The sequence below is a fragment of the Streptomyces sp. NPDC107654 genome (assembly GCF_055639035.1).
In genome coordinates this window covers 66,157-89,835 of the sequence record NZ_JBVKBI010000002.1, presented here as the reverse complement: position 1 = coordinate 89,835, position 23,679 = coordinate 66,157, and the positions used below count along the sequence as shown (strand labels likewise).

The 23,679-nt window shown below is 71.9% G+C and carries 24 protein-coding genes and 1 pseudogene; 12 read left to right on the top strand and 13 right to left on the bottom strand.

The features are described from left to right. Nucleotides 1-91: 91 nt before the first annotated feature. Nucleotides 92-940 (top strand): NAD-dependent epimerase/dehydratase family protein, encoded by an 849-nt coding sequence (locus ACZ7N4_RS03525; protein WP_471353310.1) that lies wholly within the window; start codon nucleotides 92-94, stop codon nucleotides 938-940. On the opposite strand, the gene ACZ7N4_RS03520 is transcribed toward ACZ7N4_RS03525, so the two are convergent. Genes ACZ7N4_RS03520 through ACZ7N4_RS03510 form a run of 3 tightly spaced genes read right to left on the bottom strand, consistent with a single transcriptional unit; the run spans nucleotide 935 to nucleotide 3,673 of the window. Further along, nucleotides 935-2,257 carry a GH1 family beta-glucosidase gene (locus ACZ7N4_RS03520; RefSeq protein ID WP_471353308.1) on the bottom strand — a complete coding sequence of 441 codons (1,323 nt, stop codon included), beginning with the start codon at nucleotides 2,255-2,257 and terminating at the stop codon, nucleotides 935-937. The genes ACZ7N4_RS03525 and ACZ7N4_RS03520 overlap by 6 nt on opposite strands. A gap of 57 nt (nucleotides 2,258-2,314) precedes the next feature. Next, nucleotides 2,315-2,581, bottom strand: a complete 267-nt coding sequence (locus ACZ7N4_RS03515) for a protealysin inhibitor emfourin (RefSeq protein WP_471353305.1) — start codon at nucleotides 2,579-2,581, stop codon at nucleotides 2,315-2,317. 21 nt (nucleotides 2,582-2,602) lie between these two features. Then, the gene (locus ACZ7N4_RS03510) at nucleotides 2,603-3,673 is read right to left on the bottom strand and encodes a M4 family metallopeptidase (RefSeq protein ID WP_471353303.1); all 1,071 of its coding nucleotides are present in this window, start codon (nucleotides 3,671-3,673) and stop codon (nucleotides 2,603-2,605) included. 340 nt (nucleotides 3,674-4,013) lie between these two features. Between ACZ7N4_RS03510 and leuA the strand changes: the two genes are divergently transcribed. The 4 genes from leuA (at nucleotide 4,014) to ACZ7N4_RS03490 (ending at nucleotide 9,071) form a co-directional block, all read left to right on the top strand. Further along, the gene (gene leuA, locus ACZ7N4_RS03505; RefSeq protein ID WP_471353301.1) at nucleotides 4,014-5,744 is read left to right on the top strand and encodes a 2-isopropylmalate synthase; all 1,731 of its coding nucleotides are present in this window, start codon (nucleotides 4,014-4,016) and stop codon (nucleotides 5,742-5,744) included. A gap of 186 nt (nucleotides 5,745-5,930) precedes the next feature. After that, nucleotides 5,931-6,626: a TerB family tellurite resistance protein gene (locus ACZ7N4_RS03500; protein ID WP_471353299.1), complete on the top strand. Its 696-nt coding sequence runs from the start codon at nucleotides 5,931-5,933 to the stop codon at nucleotides 6,624-6,626. A 50-nt stretch (nucleotides 6,627-6,676) separates the two neighbouring features. Next, a complete protein-coding gene (locus ACZ7N4_RS03495) occupies nucleotides 6,677-7,864 on the top strand; it encodes a sialidase family protein (RefSeq protein ID WP_471353297.1) in 1,188 nt (395 codons plus the stop codon). 274 nt (nucleotides 7,865-8,138) lie between these two features. Next, entirely contained in the window at nucleotides 8,139-9,071 is a 933-nt protein-coding gene (locus ACZ7N4_RS03490; protein WP_471353295.1) for an RNA polymerase sigma-70 factor, read from the top strand. Nucleotides 9,072-9,080: 9 nt separating this feature from the next. On the opposite strand, the gene ACZ7N4_RS03485 is transcribed toward ACZ7N4_RS03490, so the two are convergent. The 7 genes from ACZ7N4_RS03485 to ACZ7N4_RS03455 all read right to left on the bottom strand — a co-directional run bounded on the left by ACZ7N4_RS03485 (nucleotide 9,081) and on the right by ACZ7N4_RS03455 (nucleotide 16,885). Further along, nucleotides 9,081-10,037 carry a dihydrodipicolinate synthase family protein gene (locus ACZ7N4_RS03485; RefSeq protein WP_471353293.1) on the bottom strand — a complete coding sequence of 319 codons (957 nt, stop codon included), beginning with the start codon at nucleotides 10,035-10,037 and terminating at the stop codon, nucleotides 9,081-9,083. Continuing rightward, nucleotides 10,038-11,042: an oligopeptide/dipeptide ABC transporter ATP-binding protein gene (locus ACZ7N4_RS03480; protein WP_471353291.1), complete on the bottom strand. Its 1,005-nt coding sequence runs from the start codon at nucleotides 11,040-11,042 to the stop codon at nucleotides 10,038-10,040. Next, entirely contained in the window at nucleotides 11,039-13,018 is a 1,980-nt protein-coding gene (locus tag ACZ7N4_RS03475) for a dipeptide/oligopeptide/nickel ABC transporter permease/ATP-binding protein (RefSeq protein ID WP_471353289.1), read from the bottom strand. Before ACZ7N4_RS03475 ends, ACZ7N4_RS03480 begins: the two co-directional genes overlap by 4 nt. A 2-nt stretch (nucleotides 13,019-13,020) precedes the next feature. Next, on the bottom strand, nucleotides 13,021-13,977 hold the full coding sequence (locus ACZ7N4_RS03470; RefSeq protein WP_471353287.1) for an ABC transporter permease: 957 nt from the start codon (nucleotides 13,975-13,977) through the stop codon (nucleotides 13,021-13,023). A 4-nt stretch (nucleotides 13,978-13,981) separates the two neighbouring features. Continuing rightward, nucleotides 13,982-15,619, bottom strand: a complete 1,638-nt coding sequence (locus tag ACZ7N4_RS03465; RefSeq protein ID WP_471353285.1) for an ABC transporter substrate-binding protein — start codon at nucleotides 15,617-15,619, stop codon at nucleotides 13,982-13,984. 172 nt (nucleotides 15,620-15,791) lie between these two features. Next, nucleotides 15,792-16,070 (bottom strand): DUF397 domain-containing protein, encoded by a 279-nt coding sequence (locus ACZ7N4_RS03460; RefSeq protein ID WP_471353283.1) that lies wholly within the window; start codon nucleotides 16,068-16,070, stop codon nucleotides 15,792-15,794. After that, entirely contained in the window at nucleotides 16,052-16,885 is an 834-nt protein-coding gene (locus ACZ7N4_RS03455) for a helix-turn-helix domain-containing protein (protein WP_471353281.1), read from the bottom strand. Before ACZ7N4_RS03455 ends, ACZ7N4_RS03460 begins: the two co-directional genes overlap by 19 nt. A gap of 115 nt (nucleotides 16,886-17,000) precedes the next feature. Between ACZ7N4_RS03455 and ACZ7N4_RS03450 the strand changes: the two genes are divergently transcribed. The 7 genes and pseudogenes from ACZ7N4_RS03450 to ACZ7N4_RS03420 all read left to right on the top strand — a co-directional run. Further along, nucleotides 17,001-17,201 carry a hypothetical protein gene (locus ACZ7N4_RS03450; protein ID WP_471353279.1) on the top strand — a complete coding sequence of 67 codons (201 nt, stop codon included), beginning with the start codon at nucleotides 17,001-17,003 and terminating at the stop codon, nucleotides 17,199-17,201. After that, nucleotides 17,198-17,413 carry a hypothetical protein gene (locus tag ACZ7N4_RS03445; protein ID WP_471353277.1) on the top strand — a complete coding sequence of 72 codons (216 nt, stop codon included), beginning with the start codon at nucleotides 17,198-17,200 and terminating at the stop codon, nucleotides 17,411-17,413. Before ACZ7N4_RS03450 ends, ACZ7N4_RS03445 begins: the two co-directional genes overlap by 4 nt. 97 nt (nucleotides 17,414-17,510) lie before the next feature. Next, nucleotides 17,511-17,942, top strand: coding sequence for a hypothetical protein (locus ACZ7N4_RS03440; protein WP_471353275.1), 432 nt, complete (start codon nucleotides 17,511-17,513; stop codon nucleotides 17,940-17,942). Next, the gene (locus tag ACZ7N4_RS03435) at nucleotides 17,929-19,356 is read left to right on the top strand and encodes a caspase family protein (RefSeq protein WP_471353273.1); all 1,428 of its coding nucleotides are present in this window, start codon (nucleotides 17,929-17,931) and stop codon (nucleotides 19,354-19,356) included. Before ACZ7N4_RS03440 ends, ACZ7N4_RS03435 begins: the two co-directional genes overlap by 14 nt. Next, on the top strand, nucleotides 19,304-20,050 hold the full coding sequence (gene recO / locus ACZ7N4_RS03430) for a DNA repair protein RecO (protein ID WP_471353271.1): 747 nt from the start codon (nucleotides 19,304-19,306) through the stop codon (nucleotides 20,048-20,050). Before ACZ7N4_RS03435 ends, recO begins: the two co-directional genes overlap by 53 nt. Nucleotides 20,051-20,068: 18 nt before the next feature. Continuing rightward, on the top strand, nucleotides 20,069-20,917 hold the full coding sequence (locus ACZ7N4_RS03425; protein ID WP_471353269.1) for an isoprenyl transferase: 849 nt from the start codon (nucleotides 20,069-20,071) through the stop codon (nucleotides 20,915-20,917). A gap of 254 nt (nucleotides 20,918-21,171) precedes the next feature. After that, nucleotides 21,172-21,498: pseudogene (locus ACZ7N4_RS03420) on the top strand (histidine-type phosphatase); the annotation flags it as partial. A 22-nt stretch (nucleotides 21,499-21,520) separates the two neighbouring features. On the opposite strand, the gene ACZ7N4_RS03415 reads toward ACZ7N4_RS03420, so the two are convergent. The 3 genes from ACZ7N4_RS03415 to ACZ7N4_RS03405 form a co-directional block, all read right to left on the bottom strand. Next, nucleotides 21,521-21,940 (bottom strand): Fur family transcriptional regulator, encoded by a 420-nt coding sequence (locus ACZ7N4_RS03415; protein WP_471353267.1) that lies wholly within the window; start codon nucleotides 21,938-21,940, stop codon nucleotides 21,521-21,523. Nucleotides 21,941-22,001: 61 nt separating this feature from the next. After that, nucleotides 22,002-22,904: a metal ABC transporter permease gene (locus tag ACZ7N4_RS03410; protein WP_471353265.1), complete on the bottom strand. Its 903-nt coding sequence runs from the start codon at nucleotides 22,902-22,904 to the stop codon at nucleotides 22,002-22,004. Next, entirely contained in the window at nucleotides 22,904-23,677 is a 774-nt protein-coding gene (locus tag ACZ7N4_RS03405) for a metal ABC transporter ATP-binding protein (RefSeq protein WP_471353263.1), read from the bottom strand. The genes ACZ7N4_RS03410 and ACZ7N4_RS03405 overlap by 1 nt, the downstream gene beginning before the upstream one ends. Between the last annotated feature and the right edge of the window lie 2 nt (nucleotides 23,678-23,679).

The window sequence follows — 23,679 nt, the reverse complement described above, 5'->3', positions numbered from 1 at the left end:
CAGGGACTGCCGATCCCACGATCGGGAGGTCTCTCCCGGTCCGCGCTCCGGCCGCCGAGGGTGGAAGCCGTCCACCGAGAGGAGCACCACCATGTCCACCACACTCGTCACCGGCGCCACCGGCCAGGTCGGCACCGGGTTCCTGCCCAGGCTGCTGGCCCAGCGGCGCCCCGGGGAGCGGGTCCGGGTCCTGGTGCGGGACCCCGCCCGCGCCGACCGGCTCGGCGACCTCGGCGCCGAACCCGTCCTCGGCGACCTGCGCGACACCGGCGTCCTCGGCAAGGCCCTCACCGGAGTCGACGCCGTCGTCAACATCGCCGCCTCCTTCCGGGGCGTGACGGACGAGGAGATGCGGGCCGTCAACCGCGACGCCGCGCTGGAGCTGGGCCGGGCGGCCCGCGCCCGCGGGGTGCGGCGGTTCGTGCAGGCCGGCACCATCCTGGCGTACGGCACCGGCCGCGGCCGGCCGCTCGTCGAGGACGACCCCACCGTGCCGGGCGGCCCGATGTGGATGGCGTACCCGCAGGCCAAGGCGGAGGCCGAGCGCGGACTGCTGGCGCTGGACGGGCTGGACGTCCGCGTCGGCCGCCTCGGCTTCGTCTACGGCGACGGCGACCCGCACCTGCCGGGCATCACCCGCTGGACCGCCGCCCAGCCCGCCACCAAGCGGCACCACCTGGTGCACGTCGCCGACGCCGCCCAGGGCCTGCTGCGCCTGCTGTACGCCCCCGGCGCCGACGGCCGCACCTACAACATCGCCGACGACGCCCCGGTCACCGTCCTGGACATCCACCGGATCCTCGGGGTGGAGCCGCCCGCGGACGGCCCCGACCCCGACCCCTGGTACGCCATCGCCTCCACCGACCGCATCCGTCGCGAACTCGGCTACCGGCCGCACTTCCCGACCCTGTGGTCCGCCCGGGACGCCGGAGCCCTATGAGTGCGGGCCCTGGGCCCGCAGCAGGTCCCGGTACCACCGGTACGACGCCTTCGGTGTCCGCTGAAGCGTCTCGAAGTCCACGTGCACCAGGCCGAACCTGCGGGCGTAGCCCTCGGCCCACTCGAAGTTGTCCATCAGGGACCACACGAAATAGCCGCGCACGTCGACCCCGGCCTCGACCGCCCGGTGCAGGGCCCGGACGTGGGCGTCCAGGTACGCGATCCGGTCCTGGTCGTCCACGCCCTCGTAGGAGCAGCCGTTCTCGGTGATGACGACGGGCGGGAGCCGGTCGCCGTAACGCTCGCGGAAGCCGGTGAGCAGTTCCGTCAGGCCCTCCGGTACGACCGGCCAGCCGAAGTCCGTCACCGGGCGGCCCTCGATCCGCCGGACCGAGAAGGGGAGTTCGGCCGGCATCGTCAGGCCGCCGAACTCGGTGTCGCCGCCCTGCGGTGCGCCGACCAGTGTCGGGGCGTAGTAGTTGATCCCGTACCAGTCGACCGGCTCGGCGATCACCTTGAGGTCGGCCTCCACGTCCCCCGGCATCAGGGCGCCCATGCCCTCGGGGTACTCGCCCAGGAGGACCGGCTCGGCGAAGAGGCGGTTGAGGAGGACGTCGTAGAAGCCGGCCGCCTCCAGGTCCGCCTGTTGCCGTGAGGCGGCCCAGGTGGGGCCGTGGGAGTTGGCGATGCCGATGTCGCCCGCGCCGGCCGCGCGCAGCGCCCGTACCGCGAGGCCGTGGGCGAGGAGCTGGTGGTGGGCGACCGGGAGGGCGTCGAAGAGCAGCCGCCGGCCGGGGGCGTGGGCGCCCAGGGCGTGCCCGAGCAGTGTGTGTTCGGCGGGCTCGTTGAGGGTGATCCATTTCCGTACCCGGTCGCCGAGCCGCTCCGCGACCACCGTCACGTGGTCGGCGAACCGGGCCGCCGTGTCCCGGTCCAGCCAGTCCAGGTCCGCCGGCAGGTCCCAGTGGAAGAGGGTCGGGACGGGGCGGACGCCCGCCGCGCACAGCTCGTCCACCAGCCGGTCGTAGAAGTCCAGGCCGCCGGGGGAGTTCACCCGCGGCCAGGAGACCGAGAACCGGTACGCGTCCACGCCGAGGTCCGCGAGGAGGGCCACGTCCTCGGCGTAGCGGTGGTAGTGGTCGCAGGCCACCGCCGCCGTCGAGCCGTCCTTCACCCGCCCGGGCCCGGCCGTGAACACGTCCCACACGGACGGCTCCCGCTCCCCGGCCGCGCCTTCGATCTGGTGGGCCGAGGTCGACACGCCCCACAGGAAGCCGGGCGGGAACCGGGGGACCGGGGTGCCTGCGTCAGTCGCCATGGCCGGATCATCCGTACCGTCGGTAACGGAAGTCAACGCCCCTGCGCGGAACGGCCGTCACGCACCCTCCTTCAGCACCCTCGACACCAACTCCCGTTCGTTCTCGCTGAGTCGGGGGTCCGCCGCGTACACGGTGCGGCCGTCCACCGAGATCTCGTAGGCGAAGCCGTCCGGGACCCCGGCCGGAGGGGTGTCCCCGCCGGCCGCGAGGACGCGTCCGGCCAGGGCCTCCCACTCGGAGGCGTCGGGCCGGGCGGAGGTGTCCACCTCGGCCCGGCGCTCGATGCCCGCGAAACCACCCGTGCGTCGCACTCGAATCCACATGGGTCCGTGTCTAGTACGGAACTACAGCGTCCGCACCCCCACCTGCTCCCACGCCTTCTGCACGGCCTGGAGTTCGCCCCCGGCGCCGTACCGCTCGCGGGCCGCCTTCACCGTCAGCGTGGCGAAGTCGGCGAAGAGGGCGTCCTCCCGCAGTTCGCCGCCGGTCAGCACGTCGTACCAGATCTGCCCGGCCTTCTCCCAGGCGTAGCCGCCGAGGGCGGTGGCGGCCAGGTAGAAGGCGTGGTTGGGGATGCCGGAGTTGATGTGCACGCCGCCGTTGTCGCGGCCGGTGCGGACGTAGTCCTCCATCTTGGCCGGCTGCGGGTCCTTGCCGAGGACGTCGTCGTCGTACGCCGTGCCCGGGGCCTTCATCGAGCGCAGCGCCACGCCCGTGACGCGCGGGGCGAGCAGCCCGGCGCCGATCAGCCAGTCCGCCTCGACGGCGGTCTGGCCGAGGGTGTACTGCTTGATCAGCGAGCCGAAGACGTCCGACACCGACTCGTTGAGCGCGCCGGACTGCCCGAAGTAGGCCAGGTTGGCGGTGTGCTGGGTGACGCCGTGGGTCAGCTCGTGCCCGATGACGTCGACCGGGATGGTGAAGTCGAGGAAGATCTCGTTGTCGCCGTCGCCGAACACCATCTGCTCGCCGTTCCAGAAGGCGTTGTCGTAGTTCTCGCCGAAGTGCACGGTGGCGTCCAGCGGCAGCCCGTTGTCGTCGATGGAGCGCCGGCCGTACGCCTTCAGGTACAGGTCGAAGGTGGCGCCCAGGCCCGCGTAGGCGCGGTTGACCGTGGCGTCCGGGCCGGGGTCGGATCCCTCCTCGCGGACCTTGGTGCCGGGCAGGTCCTGGGTGTGCTCGGCGTCGTAGATGGTGCGGTGCGGCTGGTCGGCGGCGGCACCGGCGGGCGGGGCGACGGCGGACGCACCGATCACCGTGGTCAGGCGGCGCTTGGTGCGCTGGTAGGCGTCGTGCTCCAGGGACCGGCGGGCCGGGCCGGAGAGCGCGGGGTCCTCGTGACGGGCGAGCCGGTCGAGGACGTGCGGCGGCACGATCGTGCAGAAGACGGGCTGGAAGCCCCCGTTGGTCGTCATATGCGCACCATTGCACTGCGTGATGACGATGTCACTAGCTGCCACCATGATTGGTGAAATACCGGGACAGGGGACGCAACCCTGCGTGACGACGTGGTACGGCGATGTGGTGCGGCGCACTTTTTGTCCCTTTTTGTCGTGCGGTCCCGCATACTGGGACAGGCCCGCGCACCCCGGAACGGCTCGGCTAGGCTGCGGAGCATCATGCGTTTCTGGCTGCTTCTTCTTAGCTGCCGCGGCGAGGGCCTGTAGTCGAGGCCGACTCCCTCCCCGCGGAGCTTGGCGTTGCGTCGTCGGCCGCCCACTCGGATACCGGACATCCTGAGGAGCCCACGCCATCATGGCCAACCGCCAGCAGCCCAGCCCCATGCCGATCCACAAGTACGGCCGCTACGAGCAGGTCGACATCCCGGACCGCACCTGGCCGGACCAGCGGATCACCACCGCCCCCCGCTGGCTCTCCACCGACCTGCGCGACGGCAACCAGGCCCTGATCGACCCCATGTCGCCCGAACGCAAGCGGCGCATGTTCGACCAGCTGGTCAAGATGGGCTACAAGGAGATCGAGGTCGGCTTCCCCGCCTCCGGCCAGACCGACTTCGACTTCGTGCGCTCGATCATCGAGGAAGAGGGCGCGATCCCCGAGGACGTGACGATCTCCGTCCTGACCCAGGCCCGCGAGGACCTGATCGAGCGGACCGTGGAGTCCCTGAAGGGCGCCCGCCGGGCCACCGTCCACCTGTACAACGCCACCGCCCCGGTCTTCCGCCGGGTCGTCTTCCGCGGCTCCAAGGACGACATCAAGCAGATCGCCGTCGACGGCACCCGCCTGGTGATGGAGTACGCCGAGAAGCTGCTGGGCCCCGAGGCTGATGGTACGGAGTTCGGCTACCAGTACAGCCCCGAGATCTTCACCGACACCGAGCTGGACTTCGCGCTGGAGGTCTGCGAGGCGGTCATGGACGTCTGGCAGCCCGGCCCGGGCCGCGAGATCATCCTCAACCTGCCCGCCACCGTGGAGCGTTCGACCCCGTCCACGCACGCGGACCGCTTCGAGTGGATGCACCGCAACCTGACCCGCCGCGAGCACGTCTGCCTGTCCGTCCACCCGCACAACGACCGCGGCACGGCCGTCGCCGCCGCCGAGCTGGCCCTGATGGCCGGCGCCGACCGCGTCGAGGGCTGCCTGTTCGGGCAGGGCGAGCGCACCGGCAACGTCGACCTGGTCACCCTGGGCATGAACCTGTTCTCGCAGGGCGTCGACCCGCAGATCGACTTCTCCGACATCGACGAGATCCGTCGTACGTGGGAGTACTGCAACCAGATGGAGGTCCACCCGCGCCACCCGTACGTGGGCGACCTGGTCTACACGTCCTTCTCCGGCTCCCACCAGGACGCCATCAAGAAGGGCTTCGACGCCATGGAGGCCGACGCGAAGGCCAAGGGCGTCACCGTCGACGACATCGAGTGGGCGGTGCCGTACCTGCCGATCGACCCGAAGGACGTCGGCCGCTCCTACGAGGCCGTCATCCGCGTCAACTCGCAGTCGGGCAAGGGCGGTGTCTCCTACGTCCTGAAGAACGACCACAAGCTGGAGCTGCCGCGCCGGATGCAGATCGAGTTCTCCAGGATCATCCAGGCCAAGACCGACGCCGAGGGCGGCGAGATCACGCCGAAGGAGATCTGGGCGGTCTTCCAGGACGAGTACCTGCCCAACCCCCGGAACCCCTGGGGCCGCATCCAGGTGAAGACCGGCCAGTCGACCACCGACACCGACGGCGTGGACACCCTCACCGTCGAGGCCACGGTCGACGGCGAGGACCGGATCCTGTCCGGTTCCGGCAACGGTCCGATCTCGGCCTTCTTCGACGCCCTGCAGTCCATCGGCATCGACGTACGCCTGCTGGACTACCAGGAGCACACGATGAGCGAGGGCGCCTCCGCGCAGGCCGCCTCCTACATCGAATGCGCGATCGACGGCAAGGTCCTGTGGGGCATCGGCATCGACGCGAACACGACGCGTGCGTCGCTGAAGGCGGTCGTCTCCGCGGTGAACCGCGCGGCCCGCTAGACCCCGTCCGACCGGCGCTTTCGGCGCCCCGACCGCGGAACACGGCGGTCGGGGCGCCGTCATGTATCGGCCACCGCGCCCCCCAGGTCACGGAAAGGTCTCGTACGGGGTACTGACGCCACCTCGGTGATGTGGCTAACATCACGCCAGCGCGGCGATGTTGCCGCGCGGTTACGGAGGTGCGACGTGCTGCCAGTACGGGGACGAGACGGCCGTGCCGCCAGGGCTGTGCGCATCCTGGGCACCCGCACCGCGTGGACGCCCGTCGGAGACGGCGAGTTCTTCTGTCCCGGCTGCGGCGGCGACCGCAACTACCAGCGCCTCACCGGACGCCGCCGGCTCACCCTGCTCGGCGTGCCGGTGCTGCCGCGCGGGACCACCGGACCGGTCGTGGAGTGCGCGGCCTGCGAGCACCACTTCGGCACCGAGGTGCTGGACCACCCCACCACCCGCCGCTTCTCCGCGATGCTCCGCGACGCCGTGCACACCGTCGCCCTCGCCGTGCTCGCCGCGGGCGGCACCGGCTCCCGCACGGCCCTGGAGACGGCCGCCACCGCGGTCCGCGCGGCCGGCTTCGACGACTGCACCGAGGACCAGCTGGCCGCCCTGGTCGAGGCCCTCGCCGCCGACACCGGCCGCTACTTCGAGCAGCCGTGCGGGGCCGGGCTGACCATAGAACTGCACGAGGCCCTGGACCCGCTGGCCCCGCACCTCGCCCCGGCCGGCCGCGAGGCCCTGCTCCTCCAGGGCGCCCGCATCGCCCTCGCCGACGGCCCCTACACCCCCGCCGAACGCGACGCCCTCGCCACCGTCGGCGCGGCCCTCACCATCTGCTCCGACGACGTCACCCGCTTGCTGGCCGCGGCCCGCACCCCGTCCTGACCACCCGTGCGGAGTAAGGCCGCCCCCGCGACCGCGGGCAGCCTCAGGGAGTGACCCCGCGCAGCCGCTCCCTCCTCGCCGGCCTGGTGCTCCTCGCCTCGCTCACCGCCCCGCTGCCCGCGCACGCCGCACCCGCGGCCGGCGGCTGCGACTCCTCCGTGCCCTACGTCTCCGGGCAGGGCGGCTACGCCGTCTACCGCATCCCGGCCGTGGTGAGGACCCGGCAGGGCACGGTCCTGGCCTTCGCGGAGGGCCGCCGCTCCGGGCCCGCGGACACCGGGGACATCGACGTCGTCCTGCGCCGCTCGACCGACGGCGGCTGCACCTGGGGCCCGCTGACCGTCGTGACCGCCGGGCACGGGCACACCCGGGGCAACCCCGCCCCCGTGACCGACCCGCACACCGGCGCGATCGTCCTGGTGACCTGCGCCAACAGCGGGACCGTGACGGAGGAGCAGATCATGCGCGGCCAGGTCACCCCGCGGCAGGGCCGCCGGGTCCACGTGCAGCGCAGCGGGGACGACGGACGGCACTTCACGGCCCCACGCGACATCACCGCCCAGGTGACCCGGCCGGGCTGGCGCTGGTACGCCACCGGCCCCGGCCACGCCCTCGCCCTCACCCACGGCCCCCACACCGGCCGCCTCCTGATCCCCGCCGACCACTCCGCGGCCCCGCCGCCCGGCTCCCCCGACACCGGCCGGGAACCCAGGTACTACGGCGGCCACGCCCTCTACAGCGACGACCTCGGCCGCAGCTGGCACCTCGGCTTCACCGACGACACCCACGACGGCCGGACCAACACCAACGAGACCGGCGCCGCCCAGCTCCCCGACGGCCGCGTCTACCTCGGCGCCCGCGACCAGAACGGCACCGCCCCCGGCAACCGCCTCGACACCTACTCCCGCGACGGCGGCCGCACCCTGGACCGCCCCTTCACCGTCCAGCCGGCCCTGAACGCCGTCCCCGTGGTCCAGGGCAGCGTCCTCCAGCCCAGCGGCCCCGGCGCGCCCCTGCTGTTCTCCGCGCCCTCGGTGCCGGACGCCCGCCGCGCCCTCGCCCTGTGGGCCAGCACGGACGCCGGCCGCACCTTCACCAGGCTCCGCACCCTCTCCGACCGCCCGGCCGCCTACTCCGACCTCGTCCAGCTCGCCCCCGGCACCCTCGGCGTCCTCTACGAGACCGGCCGCCAAGGCCCCTACGAGTCACTGGAGTTCCACCGGATCCGCCTGCCCTGACCCCCCGGGGTGTCACAGACACACCCGGCTGTCCCGTCGTAGGGGGTGCACGCACCTACCGGTACTCACCGACCGGGTACGCACCGACCGGTACAAGGAGTGGACGACGATGAACCTTTCCCGCCCCGGCCCTGGTACCGGTCACCGTCGTCCGCTGGATGCCGCTGATGACCGGTGCGATGATCACCCACGGGCGGCGCGGCGAGTCCGCGCTCGTGCCGCTGAGCATCGGCCGTCTCGCACCGGCCGCATTCATCGCATGGGGGAGAGACACATGAGCCGGACAGAGGAGTTCCAGGAGCTGCGGCCCCTGCTGTTCTCGATCGCCTACCGGATCCTGGGCAGCGTCAGCGAGGCCGAGGACGCGGTCCAGGAGACCTGGCTGCGCTACGTCGACTCCCCGACCGAACCGCGGTCGGTCAGGGCCTTCCTGTCGGCCACGGTGACCCGGCTCTCCATCGACGTGCTCCGCTCGGCCCGCGTCCGGCGGGAGGCCTACGTCGGGCCGTGGTTCCCGGAGCCGCTGCTCGCCGACCCCTACGAGGACCCGGCACGCTCGGCGGAGCTCGCCGACTCCGTGTCCATGGCCGCCCTGCTCCTGCTCGAACGGCTCAGCCCGCTGGAACGGGCGGTCTTCGTGCTGCGCGAGGTGTTCGACTTCGGCTTCCCCGAGATCGCCTCGGCCGTCGGCCGCTCGGAGGCCGCCTGCCGCCAGCTCGCGGTGCGGGCCCGCCGCCACATGTCCGAGGGCCGGCCCCGCTTCGAGGCCGACCGCACCGAACGGGAGGAACTGGCCGCACGGTTCTTCGACGCCCTCCGCGAAGGCGATGTCACCGGACTGCAGGACCTGCTCGCCGCCGACGCCTCCATGGTCGGCGACGGCGGCGGCAAGTCGCCGCAGCTGGCCCGGGCCGTCCTCGGCGCCGACAAGGTGGCCCGGCTGCTCGGCTTGGTCATCGCCCAGCTGGCCCTGGTCGACGCGACCTTCGAGACCCACGAGGTCAACGGCCAGCCCGGCGCGGTCTTCCACGACCGGGACGGCAAGGTGCTCCAGACCCTGGTCCTCGACGTGCTCGACGGACGGATCCACGCGGTCCGGCTGGTGGGCAACCCCGACAAGCTCGGGCACCTGGGCCCGGTCGCGGACGCCTGGGCCGTCCACCGCGAGCTGCAGCGGCTCCGCAGGGCCGCCCGGCCCACACCGTGACCGCCGCCCTCAGTGCCGGTGCGTCCCCCGCGACCCGGACCCCAGCAGCCCCGCCGCCGCCAGGAACTTGCCGACCCGCTCGACCTCCGCGCCGGACAACGGGACCTGCGGCTCGGCGGTCACCGGGCAGTCGATGACCCCGCGCAGATGCAGCGCCGCCTTGAACGCGCCCAGCGCCGACGAGCTGCCGCCCATCCGCGCGGGATCCCCGGCGCCCACCATCCCGAACAGCGCGCACAGCCGCTCCTGTTCGGCCCGCGCCCCGTCCAGGTCGCCCGCCGCGCACAGACGGTACAGCCGGACGTACCCGTGCGGGTCGACGTTGGCCAGCCCCGGCACCGCCCCGTCGGCGCCCAGCGCCAGCGCCGCGTCGGCGACCAGCTCCGAACCGGTCAGCACACTGAACCCGGCGTGGGCCCTGGCCCCCGTGACGACCTCCCGGAACGCCGCCAGATCCCCGCTGGAGTCCTTGATCCCGGCCAGCACCCCGTCCCCGGCGAGCCCCAGCACCAGCTCGGCGGGGAGCTTGGTGTGCACGGCGACCGGAATGTCGTAGGCGATCACCGGGACCGGGCTGGCGGCGGCGATCCGGCGGTAGTGATGGACGATCTCGGCGGGGTGGGTGCGGGCGTAGAAGGGGGCGGTGACGACGACGGCCTGCGCGCCGGCCGACGTGACCGCCCGGACGTGGTCCAGGACCCGCGGGGTCGTCATGTCGATGGCACCGGCGAGCACGGGCAGCCGACCGCCCACGTGCCCGGTGACGGCCGCCACCACCTGCCGGCGCTGCGCGTCCGTCAGAAAGGCCGCCTCCGAGGTCGAGCCCAGCAGGAACAGCCCGTGCACCCCGCCCTCCACCAGGAAGTCGACCAGACGCAGCAGCGAGGGCACATCCACCTCGCGCTCCGGCGTCAGCGGCGTGCAGACGGGCGGGACGACACCGGTCAGCGGGGCGGGGAACGTCATTCACGGCTCCTGGCGGGCTAGGTCTCGGGTCGACTGGTCCTCCTCCACAGGATGGTGACACCGGTAGCGGTGTCCGGGCCGTGACGCGGCCGAGAAGTCCGGCATCGACCCGGCGCAGACCCCGTCCGCCTTCCAGCAGCGGGTGCGGAACGGGCAGCCGCTCGGCGGGCGGGTCGCCGACGGCACCGGCCCGGTCAGCGGGATCGGGTCGATCGGGTCCAGCAGCCCGGGCGTGGCCGAGAACAGGGCACGGGTGTACGGGTGCCGGGCCGCGTCGGTGACCCGGTCCGCCGGGGTCTCCTCCACGATCCGGCCCAGGTACATGGTGATCACCCGGTCGCTCATCCGCCGTACCGTCTGGATGTCGTGTGAGACGAACACCAGGGCCAGGCCCAGGCGTTCCTTCAGATCGAGCAGCAGGTTCAGGATCTGTGCGCGGACCGAGACGTCCAGCGCGCTGGTCGGCTCGTCCGCGACGACCAGCGCCGGGTCCAGGGCGAGCGCCCGGGCGATGGCGACCCGCTGCCGCTGCCCGCCGGACAGCTGCCCCGGCAGGGCCTCCGCGAGCGCCCGTGGCAGCCCCACCAGTGCCATCAACTCCCGCACCCGCTCCTCCCGCTCCGCCCGGGAGCCGCGCCGGTGGACGTCCAGCGGGTCACGCAGGACACGGCGGACGGTCAGCCGGCGGTTCAGCGCGGTCGACGGGTCCTGGAAGATCATGCCGGTGCCCGCGCCGGCCGTGGCCCGGCGCTCGGCGGCCGGCATCGCCCACAGGTCCCGGCCCCGGAACGCCACCGTCCCGGACACCGGCCGCTCGACGCCCACCAGCACCTTCGCCAGCGTCGACTTCCCGCACCCCGACTCGCCGACCACCCCCACCGTCTCACCGGCCGCCACCGACAGATCGGCGCCGGTCAGGGCGTACACCCGGTCCCGCCGGAACAGACCGCCACCGCGCGCCCTGTGCACCACGTGCGCGTCCCGCACCTCCACCACGGCGCTCACTGCACCGCCTCCTCGCTCTGAGCCGACGTCGGCCCGACCACCGGGTGATGACAGGCGGCCGAGTGCACCGGGACCCCCGCGAGGACCGGCGCGGTCGTGCGGCACACCTCGGTGGCGAGCGGGCAGCGGTCGGCGAACCGGCAGCCCGCCGGGAAGTCGGCCGGCGCCGGCACGACCCCCTTGATCTGTGTCATCCGCTCCTGCGCCGACTCCAGCGAGAGCACGCTCCCGAGCAGCCCCCGCGTGTAGTGGTGGGCCGGCGCCGCCACCAGCTCGGCGGTCACCCCCGTCTCCACGATCTGCCCGCCGTACATCACCACCACCCGGTCGGTGACGTCGGCGACCAGCGCCAGATCGTGCGAGACCAGGACCAGCGCGAAGCCCAGCTCCTCCCGCAGCCGCAGCAGCAGCTCCATCACCTGCGCCTGCACGGTCACGTCCAGCGCCGTGGTCGGCTCGTCGGCGACGATCAGCTTCGGGTCCCGGGACAGCGCCATCGCGATCAGCACCCGCTGCCGCTGCCCGCCGGACAGCTCGTGCGGGTGACTGCGCAGGGTGCGCTCCGGATCCAGCCCGACCAGCTCCATCAGCTCGCGCGGACCACGCCTGCCCCCGCGCCGGACCAGCTGCTTCAACTGGGCGCGGATGGTCATGGCCGGGTTCAGGGAGGACAGGGCGTCCTGGTAGACCATGGCCATCTCATGGCCCAGCAGCCGCCGCCGCACCCGCATCGGCTCGGCCAGCAGATCCCGCTGCCGGAACCGCACCTGCCCGCCGACCCGGGCCCCCTTCGGCTGCAGCCCCATCACGGTGAGCGCGGTCAGCGACTTCCCGCAGCCCGACTCGCCCACCAGCCCCAGCACCTCACCGGGGTACACCTCGAAGCCGACCCCGGCCACGATGTCCACACCCCGGTGCCGGTCCGGGAAACCGACGGCCAGGTTCTCCACCGCCAGCACCGGCTGCCCGCCCGGGGCGGGGCGCGGGCGGGCCCGGGCCCGCAGCCGCCGGGCGGCCTCGGTGAGCCCGGGCAGCGGCAGCACCTCGCCGGTACCGGGCTCGGGGGCCTCCAGCCGGTCCTCCGGCCCTCGTGCCTCGCGGGGCGCGGGTGCCGCCCAGGCGTCCGAGACGCCCTCGGAGAGGATGTTCAGCGACAGCACGGTGAGCAGGATCAGCAGCCCCGGGAAGACGGTCGCCCACCAGCCGCCGGTCAGCACCATGTTCTTGCCGTCGGCGATCACACTGCCCCAGGACGGGTCCGGGGGCCGCACGCCCGCGCCGATGAAGGACAGCGAGGCCTCGAAGACGATCGCCTCGGCGACCTGGACCGTGCAGAACACCAGCACCGGAGCGGCACAGTTGACGGCCACGTGCCGCAGCACGATGTGCGGGGTGCGGGCACCGATGACCCGCTCGGCGGTGACGTAGTCCTCACCGTACTGGTCCAGCACGTTGGCCCGTACGACCCGGGCCACGGGCGGGGTGAAGAGAAAGGCGATGGCACAGATCAGCACCCCGATCCCGCCCCCGAACACGGCCACCAGCACGGCCGCCAGCGCGATCCCCGGGAACGCCATCACCACGTCCAGACAGCGCATCAGCGTCTCGTCGACGGCCTTGCGGGAGGTGGCGGCGACCGCCCCCACGACCGCCCCGACGACGAGCGCCAGCACGGTCGCGCCCAGCCCGATGGCGAGGGACCAGCGGGCCCCGTACATCAGCCGGCTGAGGATGTCCCGGCCCAGGCTGTCCTGCCCGAGCCAGTGCGCCGCCGACGGCCGCCCGGACCCGCCGACCGGGTCCTGCTGGTCGAGCGGATCGTCCGGGGCGAGCAGGGGAGCGAGTACGGCGACGAGGAGGACGACGGCCAGGAAGCAGACCGCGGCCCGCGACAGCGGCGGCAGCCGGCGCCGGCCGCGCGACCGGATGCCGCCGGGCCGGGAGAGCCGCTCGGTGAGCCGCGCGCGCGTGACCATTCTCAGCCCGCCCTCAGACGTGGGTTGACCAGCAGATACAGAAGGTCGATGACGAGGTTGACGACGACGAACCCGGTCGCCGTGGTCAGGACGACCCCCTGCACGACGGCCGGATCCCCGTTCTGCACGGCGTCGATCATCAGCTTGCCCATCCCGGGCAGCGAGAAGATCGTCTCGATGACGACCGCACCGCCGAGGAGGTAGCCGACCCGCAGCCCGAGCACGGTGAGGGGATTGACGAGCGCGTTGCGGAGCACGTTCCGCCCGACGACCACACGCGGCGGCAGCCCGCTCCCGATCGCCGTCCGCACGTAGTCCTTGTCCAGTTCCTCCACCACGGAGGTCCGTACGATCCTGGTCAGCTGGGCGGCGACCGGCAGGGACAGGGCGGCGGCGGGCAGCGCCATGGTCCTCAGCCAGCCCGTGACCGAGTCGGCCGGGTTGACGTACCCGCCGGTCGGGAACCAGCCCCGGTCCACCGCCAGGTACTGGATCATCAGCAGCGCCAGCCAGAACCCGGGCGCCGCGACCCCCACCAGCGAGACGACCCGGATGACCTGGTCCGGCAGCCGGTCCCGGTACACGGCGGCCGTCACCCCGCCCCCCAGCGCCAGCACCACCGCCATGGCCAGGCCGAGGAAGGTCAGCTGGAGGGTGAGCGGCAGCGCGGTGGTGACCTGGTCGGCCACCGGGGCCCGGGTCAGGACGCTGGTGCCGAGGTCGCCGTGGAGCAGATCTCCGACGAAGCGGACGTACCGCAGGGGCAGCGGGTCCAGCAGCCCGTTGCGCTCCCGGAACTCGTGCAGCTGCCCCGGGGTCGGATTGGCCCCCTGGAAGAACGCGGACGCGGGGTCCACGTCCGAGAACCGCATCACCAGGAACACGAACAGCACGATGCCGAGGAGCAGCGGCACGAGCAGGGCGACACGGCGGAGCAGGATCCGTACGACGGCCGTCATCCCGTCAGACCCACCTGGCCTGGAGGAGGTTGATCCCGGGGTACGGCTGCGCCCTTATCCCGGTGAGCCTGCGCGGGTCCCAGGCGGTCATCAGCTCGTTGTGGACCACCGGGTACAGCACGGCCTGCTCGGCGACGACGTCGATGTAGTCCTGGACCATCGCCTTCTTCCGCGCGGGGTCCGGCTCCCGCGTCGCCCGGTCCATGTCCTTGAAGAGCCGCTTGGCGACGGGGTCGCCGGCCCACCGCGTGTACTGCATCCACAGGTTCCCGGGCCCGTAGTTGTAGTGCATGACCAGATCGGCGTCGAGCCCGAACTGGTTGGGGTTGGAGGCGGCGGCGACGACCTGGTAGTCCCGCTTCTGGTCCATCTTGGTGAACACGGCGGTGGTCTCCTGCGGCACGAGGGAGGTCTCCACACCGATCGCGTCCCAGGACGCCTTGACGGTCGGCAGGCAGTCCACGATCCAGCTGACGTTGACCGCGAGGAGCTCGACCTTGAGTCCGCTGACCCCGGCGGCCTTCAGCAGCGCCTTCGCCTTGCCGGGGTCGTGGTCGTAGACGGTCCCGGCCCGCCGGTAACCGGGATTGCCCTCGTTCAGGAACGAGGAGGCGGGCTTCCCGTGCCCCTTCAGCGCGACACGGATCATCTTCTCGGTGTCGATGGCGTAGTGCAGGGCCTGGCGGACGCGGACGTCGTCGAAGGGCTTGTGCCGGGTGTTGAACATCAGGAACAGGTTGTTCATCCCGGCCCCGCCGGCGACCTTCAGCCCGCCCTGCTCCAGCCGGGAGACGTTGGCGTACGGAATGTTGTCGGCGATCTGCGCCCCGGCCCCGGAACCGGAGATCTTCGCGACCCGGGGAGCGGCGTCCACGATCGTCAGCCAGTTCATCCTGTGGAAGGCCGCCCTGCGGGGCCCGTTGTAGCCGTCGAACGCCTCGAAGGTGGTGTTGGACTTCGGGTGGTGCGCGGTCTGCCGGTACGGCCCCGAGCCCACGGCCAGCCCCTTGATCGCGTCGTCCCAGGCACCGGGCCGGGAGAAGACGTGCTTCGGCATGATCTTGGCGAGCGTGAGCCGGGCGAGCCCGTCCGGGAAGGGGAACTTCAGGACGAGTTCGACGGTCCGGGAGTCGACTGCGCGTACGGACTCCAGCCAGGGGACGAAGAAGCCCTTGGCGAGGGTCTGGGTGCCGGGGTCCAGGATCCGGTCGAAGACGAACACCACGTCGTCGGCGGTGACGGGCGTGCCGTCGTGGAAGGTGGCACCGGCGCGGAGGGTGAACCGCCAGCTGGTGGCGGAGGGGTCGCGGGGCACCGCGGTGGCGAGCGCGGGATAGGGCGTCCGGGTGATCGGGTCGGTGTCCAACAGACCTTCGTAGATGTGGTTGTTGGCGGCCATCGCGAACGCCGACGCCGTCTGCGTGGGATCCCAGCTGCCGTCGTTGCCGTACCCGATCACAGCGGTCAGCGTCCGGTCCTTCCCGGTCCCCCCGCCCCCCGTCTCGTTGGTGGACTCGGGACCGGCGGAACAGGCGGCCAGGGCGGGGGCGACACCGACGGCCGCACCGAGCACACCGAGACCTTTGAGCAGGGAGCGGCGGTGGGGGGTGGACCTGTCGGCGGTCACGTCGTCGTCGCGCACGGGTCCTCCAGCGGGTGGAAGGGAGGGAGATACGACGTCCTACGTCCTACGTCCGGTCGGTAGCGCGACCATAGGAGGGGCTGTGGGGGCGGTCAAGACAGCGCACACGAATGGCGTAGCCCACCGAGGGAACGCCGGGGCGACGAGGGGCCGGGCAGGGGCGAAAGGCTGCCTAGAAGCGGGCGCCCCCCACCGCGCCGACGAACTCCGTCCACGCGGCCGGCCCGATCACCAGCACCGGGCCGCTCGTCACCTTGCTGTCCCGGACCGGTACGACACCGGGGACTCCGTCGGCGACCTCGACGCAACTGCCGCCTTCGCCGTTGCTGTAGCTGCTCTTGCGCCACGCCGCGCCGGGGAAGTCGTAGCCGACCTCGGCGCAGTCGCCGCCCTGACCGTTGCTGTAGCTGCTCTTGTGCCAGCGTGCGTTGCTCAGGTCGTACTCGCGCATCGTCTGTGATCCTCAGCCGCCGACTCGACCACGGCGAGGGACGCCTCCGGCGACAGTGCGGCGACCCTGAGCAGATCGTATGCGCGCTGTGCCCTCTTCACCACAGCCGGATCGTCCATCAACGTCCCCGAAAACGACGTCTCTGTATAGGCGACCGGTGGCGCGTCCTCGAACTCCATGAGCTGCAGAAGACCGTTAACAGCCCCATGGGCTCCCGCCGCGTACGGCACCACCGTCACCCAAACCGTCCGTGACCGCATCAACTCCGCGATCCGCTCCAGCTGCCCCGCCATCGCCCCCGCCCCGCCCACCGGGACCCGCAGCACGTTCTCGTGCAGGATCACCCAATACTCGGGTCTTGTAGCGTCCTTGAGGATCCGTGCCCGTTCCATCCGGGCGCCGACGATCTCCTCGACGTACTCGTCCGTGACGAACGGGTTGGCCGCGACGGTGACCGCCTCGGCGTAGGACCTGGTCTGCAGGAGGCCCGGCACCGCCGTCGGCGCGAACTCGCAGATCTTCGTGGCCACCCGCTCCAGCTCCACGACCTCCGCGAAGTACTCCGCGTACCGTCGGTCGTCGATGAGCTTGCGGCACAGGCGCTCGAAAATGCCGTCGGTTTGCAGGACGCGGTCGATCCGCTGGGCGATGTCCAGCTGGGGTTTCCGGATGGCCTGCTCGAACTGGCCGATGTAGGCGCCGGAGACGAAGACGAGGGCCCCCAGCTCCACCTGGGTGAATCCCGCGTCCTCCCGGCGGCGTTTCAGTTCCGCGCCGAAGAACTCCCAGACCGCCTGCCGTGAACCGTTGGCCATGGCCAACCCCCTTGACCTGCCGCGCTCTTGTAGGACGCAGACGCCTTCCGAGTGTAGATGCGGAGCGTCACGCTTGATGTGCGAAGCGTGAAATGCGGAAGCGGAGGGGAGCAAGGTGAAGGTTGTCGAAGAGGCGGAGGAGGCGTTGAGGGAATTGCGGACGGCTCTCGAAGAGGTCGGGGTGATTCTGCCGTCGCTGGGGCTCGACCCGGTGAGTCTGGCGCGGGAGGTGCCCTGCCCGCTCGTGGAACTGGGGCGGTGTTCCGTGGAGACCGCGCGCCGGCTCACGGCCGCGCTGGCGGGGGTGGTGCGGTGAAGCCCGCCGTCGGCACTCATGTGATGGACACCTGTACCGGGAAGGTCGGCATCGTGATGGGGCACGAGGGGCCGTACGTGCAGCTGAGGCCTTACGGCGGCGGACGGGAGTGGGACGCGGAGCCGGACGCCCTGCGCGCCGCCACCCCCGCCGAGCGGCTGAGCGCGGCGACCGCTTACGCCAACGCTCGCAGTCGCGGTGAGCTGCTCTAGCCATCTCGCCAGATATCAAGACATGCGGGGCGGCCAAGCCCTACATTGAGCCGGGCCGCTGGGGAGGCGGCCCTGGGGGCATCGAGGGGGCTCACGCGTGGAGATACGAGTCAGGGTTGCGCGCATCCTTCCGTCCGGTGACGGCGTGGCCGACGAGCGGAGCGACACCGAGGGGTGGACGGAGTCCTTCGCGGACTGGATCACGGAGGACCGCCGGCTGGGCCGGTCAGCCGTCATGCGGCGGGTGCGGGAATCGCGCGCCGACGGCGCGATGTCGTCGGGTCCCTCGTCCTGGATCAGTTTCGCCGTCGACTCCGGTTCGTTGGTGACCGGCGTGGTCGGAGTGTGGGCCGCGTTCCGTGCCTCGCTGCCCCGGAGGGCACGGGAGAGTGCGCGACTCGTGGTGGAGTACGGCGGCCGCCGCTACGTCGTCAACGAGGAGACGCCCGAGGACGCGATCCGCGTGGCCATCGCACTGGGTCTCGCGTCGGCGCCGAGCGAGGGGGAACCGGGCCGTGCTCCTTCCTGACCCGGTACGGAGCCACGCCGTCCTCATCGGCGTGCCCGAGTACCGGCACCTCGCTCCGCTGCCCGGTGTGCGAGCCGGGGTCGGCAGACTTGCGGACCTGCTGTGCGACCCCACGGTCTGGGGCCTGCCTCACCACCATGTCACTGTCCTCGGCGCCGAGGCCTCCGCCGACAACATCCTCCAGGCGGTCCGGCACGCGGGGGAGGCGGCCACCGAAACGCTGCTTGTCTACTTCGCGGGGCACGGCCTGCGGGAGTACAGACGCAAAGAGCTGTATCTGGCACTGGCCGGTGCCGAAAAGGACCACCTGCCGATCGGGACGCTGCCGTACGCCGACCTGGTCGGCATGCTCCGGCACGAAGAGTTTCCCGCCCGCCGTCGGATGATGTTCCTCGACTGCTGCTACAGCGGGCTGGCCACTTCCATGGGTGGTGGCTCTGTCGCCGTCCTGGAGCGCTACGACGTAGCGAACCTGGTGGTCGACATGGGGGCGGGCCAGGGTGATCCGAATGCTGACGACGACACGGACTTCATCGGCCATGTGATGACGTCGGCGTCGGGCACGCAGCTGTCGTACACGCCGGCCGGGGGTTATCCGCTGTTCACCGGTGCGCTGATCGAAGCGCTGGAAAAGGGCATCCCCGGAGCGGGCCCGACGCTGAGCGCCCGCACCATCTGGCAGCACATCCGGCAGCAGGACATCGCCTCCACGCCCCAGTACAAGGCGCTCAACACCCGGGAGAACGAGCCCTGGGTCCGCAACCGGGACCATGCCTCCGGGACCGGCCGGGACGCAGCGGTCCCGGCCGGCCGCCCAGCCCGGACGGCCCCGACACCCCGGCTGTACGACGAGCGCATGGACTACGTGGACACCTTGCGTGCCCTCCTGCTGCGTGCGGGCATGACCGCCGTGCCCGAAGGTGCCCCGGGAGGCTGGCGGATGAGGTGGCTGAAGTGGAGAGGGAGCGTCTCCCGGGCGGAGCGCGTGATCGGCTACCTCAAGTCGCCGTACGCCAGGACGGGGGCGGTGGTCCTCACGGACACGCACCTGCATCTGAACTCCACCTCCCGGTGGAGGATCCCCCACTCGCAGCTCTGGAGGGTCTCGGCGGACACCTCGAGCAAATGGGTCACCGCGACCACCGTCACGGACCAGGGAGGGTCGTCGGAAGAGATCCTCGTCCTCATCACGCGTCTCAGCCTCGGGCGGGACACCCTGGAGTTCAGAGAGAGCTCGGCGGGGGCGGTGCGGAGCGCCCTCCTCGCCTTCCTGCCGGAGATCGCCGACCTCCACCGGCGTCATCCCGAGTGGTTCCCCCAGCCGGGCGGGAGCCCCGTCGGCATGGGCGAGAATGGGTGTCATGAGTCTGTTCCGCGACGACGGCATCGTGCTGCGCACCCAGAAGCTGGGTGAGGCGGACCGGATCATCACGCTGCTCACGCGGGGACACGGGCGGGTGCGGGCCGTGGCGCGCGGGGTGCGGCGCACCAAGTCGAAGTTCGGGGCCCGGCTGGAGCCCTTCTCCCACGTCGACGTGCAGTTCTTCGCGCGGGGGAGCGAGCTGGTCGGGCGCGGGCTGCCGCTGTGTACGCAGAGCGAGACGATCGCTCCCTACGGCGGGGGGATCGTCACCGACTACGCGCGGTACACCGCCGGGACGGCCATGCTGGAGACGGCCGAGCGGTTCACCGATCACGAGGGCGAGCCGGCCGTGCAGCAGTACCTGCTGCTCGTGGGCGGGCTGCGGACGCTCGCCCGGGGCGAGCACGCGCCCCACCTCGTCCTCGACGCCTTCCTGCTGCGCTCCCTCGCCGTGAACGGGTACGCGCCCAGCTTCGGCGACTGCGCGAAGTGCGGGATGCCCGGTCCGAACCGCTTCTTCTCCGTGGCTTCCGGCGGGTCCGTCTGCGGGGACTGCCGGGTGCCCGGGAGTGTCGTGCCGTCGCCGCAGACCCTGGTACTGCTGGGGGCGCTGCTTACGGGAGACTGGGAGACGGCGGACGCCTGCGAGGCGCGGTACGTCCGCGAGGGCAGCGGGCTGGTGTCCGCCTACCTGCACTGGCATCTGGAGCGCGGGCTGCGTTCGCTCAGGTACGTCGAGAAGTAAGAGGGAGACGAGAGGCACATGGTCGTACGCGGGATCCTGGGGCGCCAGCGGCGCGAGTACCGGGCGCCGGAGCCGCATCCGTCGGGTGCGCGCGCGCCGAAGCTCCCGGGTGAGCTGGTCCCGAACCATGTGGCGATCGTCATGGACGGCAACGGGAGGTGGGCGAAGGAGCGGGGGCTGCCGCGCACCGAGGGGCACAAGGTCGGGGCCGAGCGGGTGCTCGACGTGCTCCAGGGGTCCATCGAGATCGGTGTGCGCAACATCTCGCTGTACGCCTTCTCCACCGAGAACTGGAAGCGCTCGCCCGACGAGGTCCGCTTCCTGATGAACTTCAACCGCGACTTCATCCGCAAGACCCGGGACCAGCTCGACGCGCTCGGGATCCGGGTGCGCTGGGTGGGCCGTATGCCCAAACTGTGGAAGTCGGTGGCGAAGGAGCTGCAGGTCGCCCAGGAGCAGACGAAGGACAACGACCTGCTCACGCTGTACTTCTGCATGAACTACGGCGGCCGTGCGGAGATCGCCGACGCGGCGCAGCGGCTCGCGGAGGACGTGAAGGCGGGCCGGCTCGACCCGTCGAAGGTTTCCGAGAAGACGATCCAGAAGTACCTGTACTACCCGGACATGCCGGACGTCGACCTGTTCCTGCGTCCGAGCGGTGAGCAGCGCACCTCCAACTACCTGCTGTGGCAGAGCGCGTACGCGGAGATGGTCTTCCAGGACGTGCTGTGGCCCGACTTCGACCGCCGTGACCTGTGGCGGGCCTGCATGGAGTTCGCTTCCCGCGACCGCCGTTTCGGCGGGGCCGTGCCGAACGAGGAACTGCTCGCCATGGAAGCCGCCATGAAGGGTGATTCCACCTCGTAGCCACCGGGGGTTCACGCGGGCCGCCGAGGATACGGGACCCATGAGACGTCTCACCCCTGTCCTCGCCCTCGGCGCCCTGCTGCTCACCGGCCTGCCCGCACACGCGGCCGAGGGACCCGCGCACCGCGAGAGCTACGGCACCAAGGCGCCGTACGCCCCGGAGCGGAACCATGGTTATCAGCGGCCCCCGGCCGGGTTCGAGCCGGTCTTCACCGAGAACGTCTCCCGGCACGGCTCCCGCGCGGCCACAGGACGGGGACCGCCGGCTCGGTGCCGAGCTGCGCTTCACCCACGCCGAGGAGATCGTCCCGCTGGCCGCGCTGATGGGTCTGCCGGGCAGCACGAAGCCGGCGACGCCGGGGGAGCCGTACACCTACGCGGACAACCCGTGGCGGGGCGCCGCCGTCTCCCCGCTGGGCGCCAACATCCAGTGGGACGTCTTCCGCAAGGGCGACCGCTGGCTGGTGCGGATGCTCTACGACGAGAAGGAGACGGCGTTCAGGGCGGGCTGCCGTCCGGTCGCGAAGGGCAGTGCCTTCTACGACCTGGACGAGCTGGAGCGCTGCTTCGGGCGGAGCTGAGCCGGGGCGGGCGCCCCGGCGGTCAGTCCTGGGGGCAGTCGGCGCAGTCGGAGCACGTGCCGAAGATCTCCACCGTGTGCGCGACGTTCACATAGCCGTGCTCCGCAGCGATGGCCTCGGCCCACTTCTCGACGGCCGGACCCTCCACCTCCACCGCCTTGCCGCAGGCGCGGCAGACCAGGTGGTGGTGGTGCTCGCCGGTGGAGCAGCGGCGGTAGACGGACTCGCCCTCGGAGGTGCGCAGGACGTCGACCTCGCCGGCCTCGGCGAGGGACTGGAGGGTGCGGTAGACCGTGGTCAGGCCGACGGAGTCGCCCTTGTGCTTGAGCATGTCGTGCAGTTCCTGCGCGCTGCGGAACTCGTCGACCTCGTCCAGGGCCGCCGCCACGGCTGCACGCTGTCGGGTCGCGCGGCCCCTCACGGGCGGTCCAGCGGTCGTCACCCTTGCCTCCTCAACGTCTCGCGTCTGCCCGGGCCATTGTGCCAGCCCGGACTGTCAGCGGTCAGACGCCGACCTCGTCGCCGGCTCCCCGCGCGGCCGGAATGGAGCACTCCGCCGGGTCGCCGGCGGGCTGGGCCGCGGCGGCGGCGCGGGCGCGTCGCCGGGCCAGCGGGCCGGCCAGCGCGGTCAGCACGATGAACGCGGCGATGGTCAGCAGGACGATCGTGGCGCCGGGCGGAACGTACTGGTAGTACGAGGTGACCGTGCCGCCGACGGCCACGACCACCCCGATCGCCACCGCGATCACGAAGGTGACGGCGAAGCTGCGGCTGAGCTGCTGCGCGGCCGCCACGGGGACGACCATCAGCGCGGACACCAGCAGCAGGCCGACGACCCGCATGGCGACCGTGACGGTCACGGCCGCGGTGACGGCCGTCAGCAGGTTCAGCGCGCGCACCGGCAGGCCCGTGACCCGCGCGAACTCCTCGTCCTGGCTGACGGCGAACAGCTGGCGGCGCAGGCCCAGCGTGACCAGCAGCACGAAGGCGGCGAGCACGCAGATCGCGGTCACGTCGGACTCGGACACCGTCGACAGGGAGCCGAACAGGTACGACATCAGGTTGGCGTTGGATCCGCCCGGCGCGAGGTTGATCAGCATCACACCGCCGGCCATACCGCCGTAGAACAGCATGGCCAGGGCGATGTCGCCGCGCGTCCTGCCGTACCAGCGGATCAGCTCCATCAGGACCGCGCCGAGGACGGAGACGGCCGTCGCCATCCACACGGGGGAGGTGGAGAGGAGGAAGCCGAGGCCGACGCCGGTCATGGCGACGTGTCCGATGCCGTCGCCCATCAGGGCCTGACGGCGCTGGACCAGGTAGATGCCGACCGCGGGCGCGGTGATGCCGACCAGGACGGCGGCCAGCAGCGCCCGCTGCATGAAGGCGTAGTTCAGGAAGTCCATCAGCTCAGCAGTCCCGTGCGGATCGGTTCGGCGCCCGCGGGTGCGTGCGGGTGTACGTGGTCGTGGCCGGGCAGCGCGTGCTGGCCGACCGCGCGCGGCGGCGGGCCGTCGTGCAGCACGCAGCCGTCGCGCAGGACGACCGCCCGGTCGATCAGGGGTTCCAGCGGGCCCAGTTCGTGCAGCACGAGCAGGACCGTCGCGCCGGCCTCGACCTGCTGCCTCAGCGTCCGCGCCAGGATCTCCTGGCTGGCCAGGTCGACGCCCGCCATCGGCTCGTCCATGATCAGCAGTTCGGGCTCGGCGACCAGCGCGCGGGCGATGAGCACGCGCTGGTGCTGGCCGCCGGAGAGGGCGTTCACGGAGTCCTTGGCGCGGTCCGCCATGCCGACCAGTTCCAGGGCCCGGCGCACGGCCTCCCGGTCGCCGCGGCGGAAGACGCCGAAGCGGGTGCGGGACAGGCGCCCGGAGGAGACGATCTCGGTGACCGTCGCCGGGACGCCGCCCGCGGCCGTCGTGCGCTGCGGTACGTAGCCCACGCGCGCCCAGTCCCGGAAGGAGCGGCGGGGGGTGCCGAACAGCTCGATCGTGCCGCCGCTGACCGGGACCTGGCCGATGATCGTGCGGATCGCCGTGGACTTGCCGGAGCCGTTCGCGCCGAGCAGCGCGACGACCTCGCCGCGGCCGACGGTGAGGTCGATCCCGCGCAGCACGGGACGCGCGCCGAGTTCGGCGGTCACCCCGCGCAGGGCTATGACGGGCTCGGTGGCTGCCATCT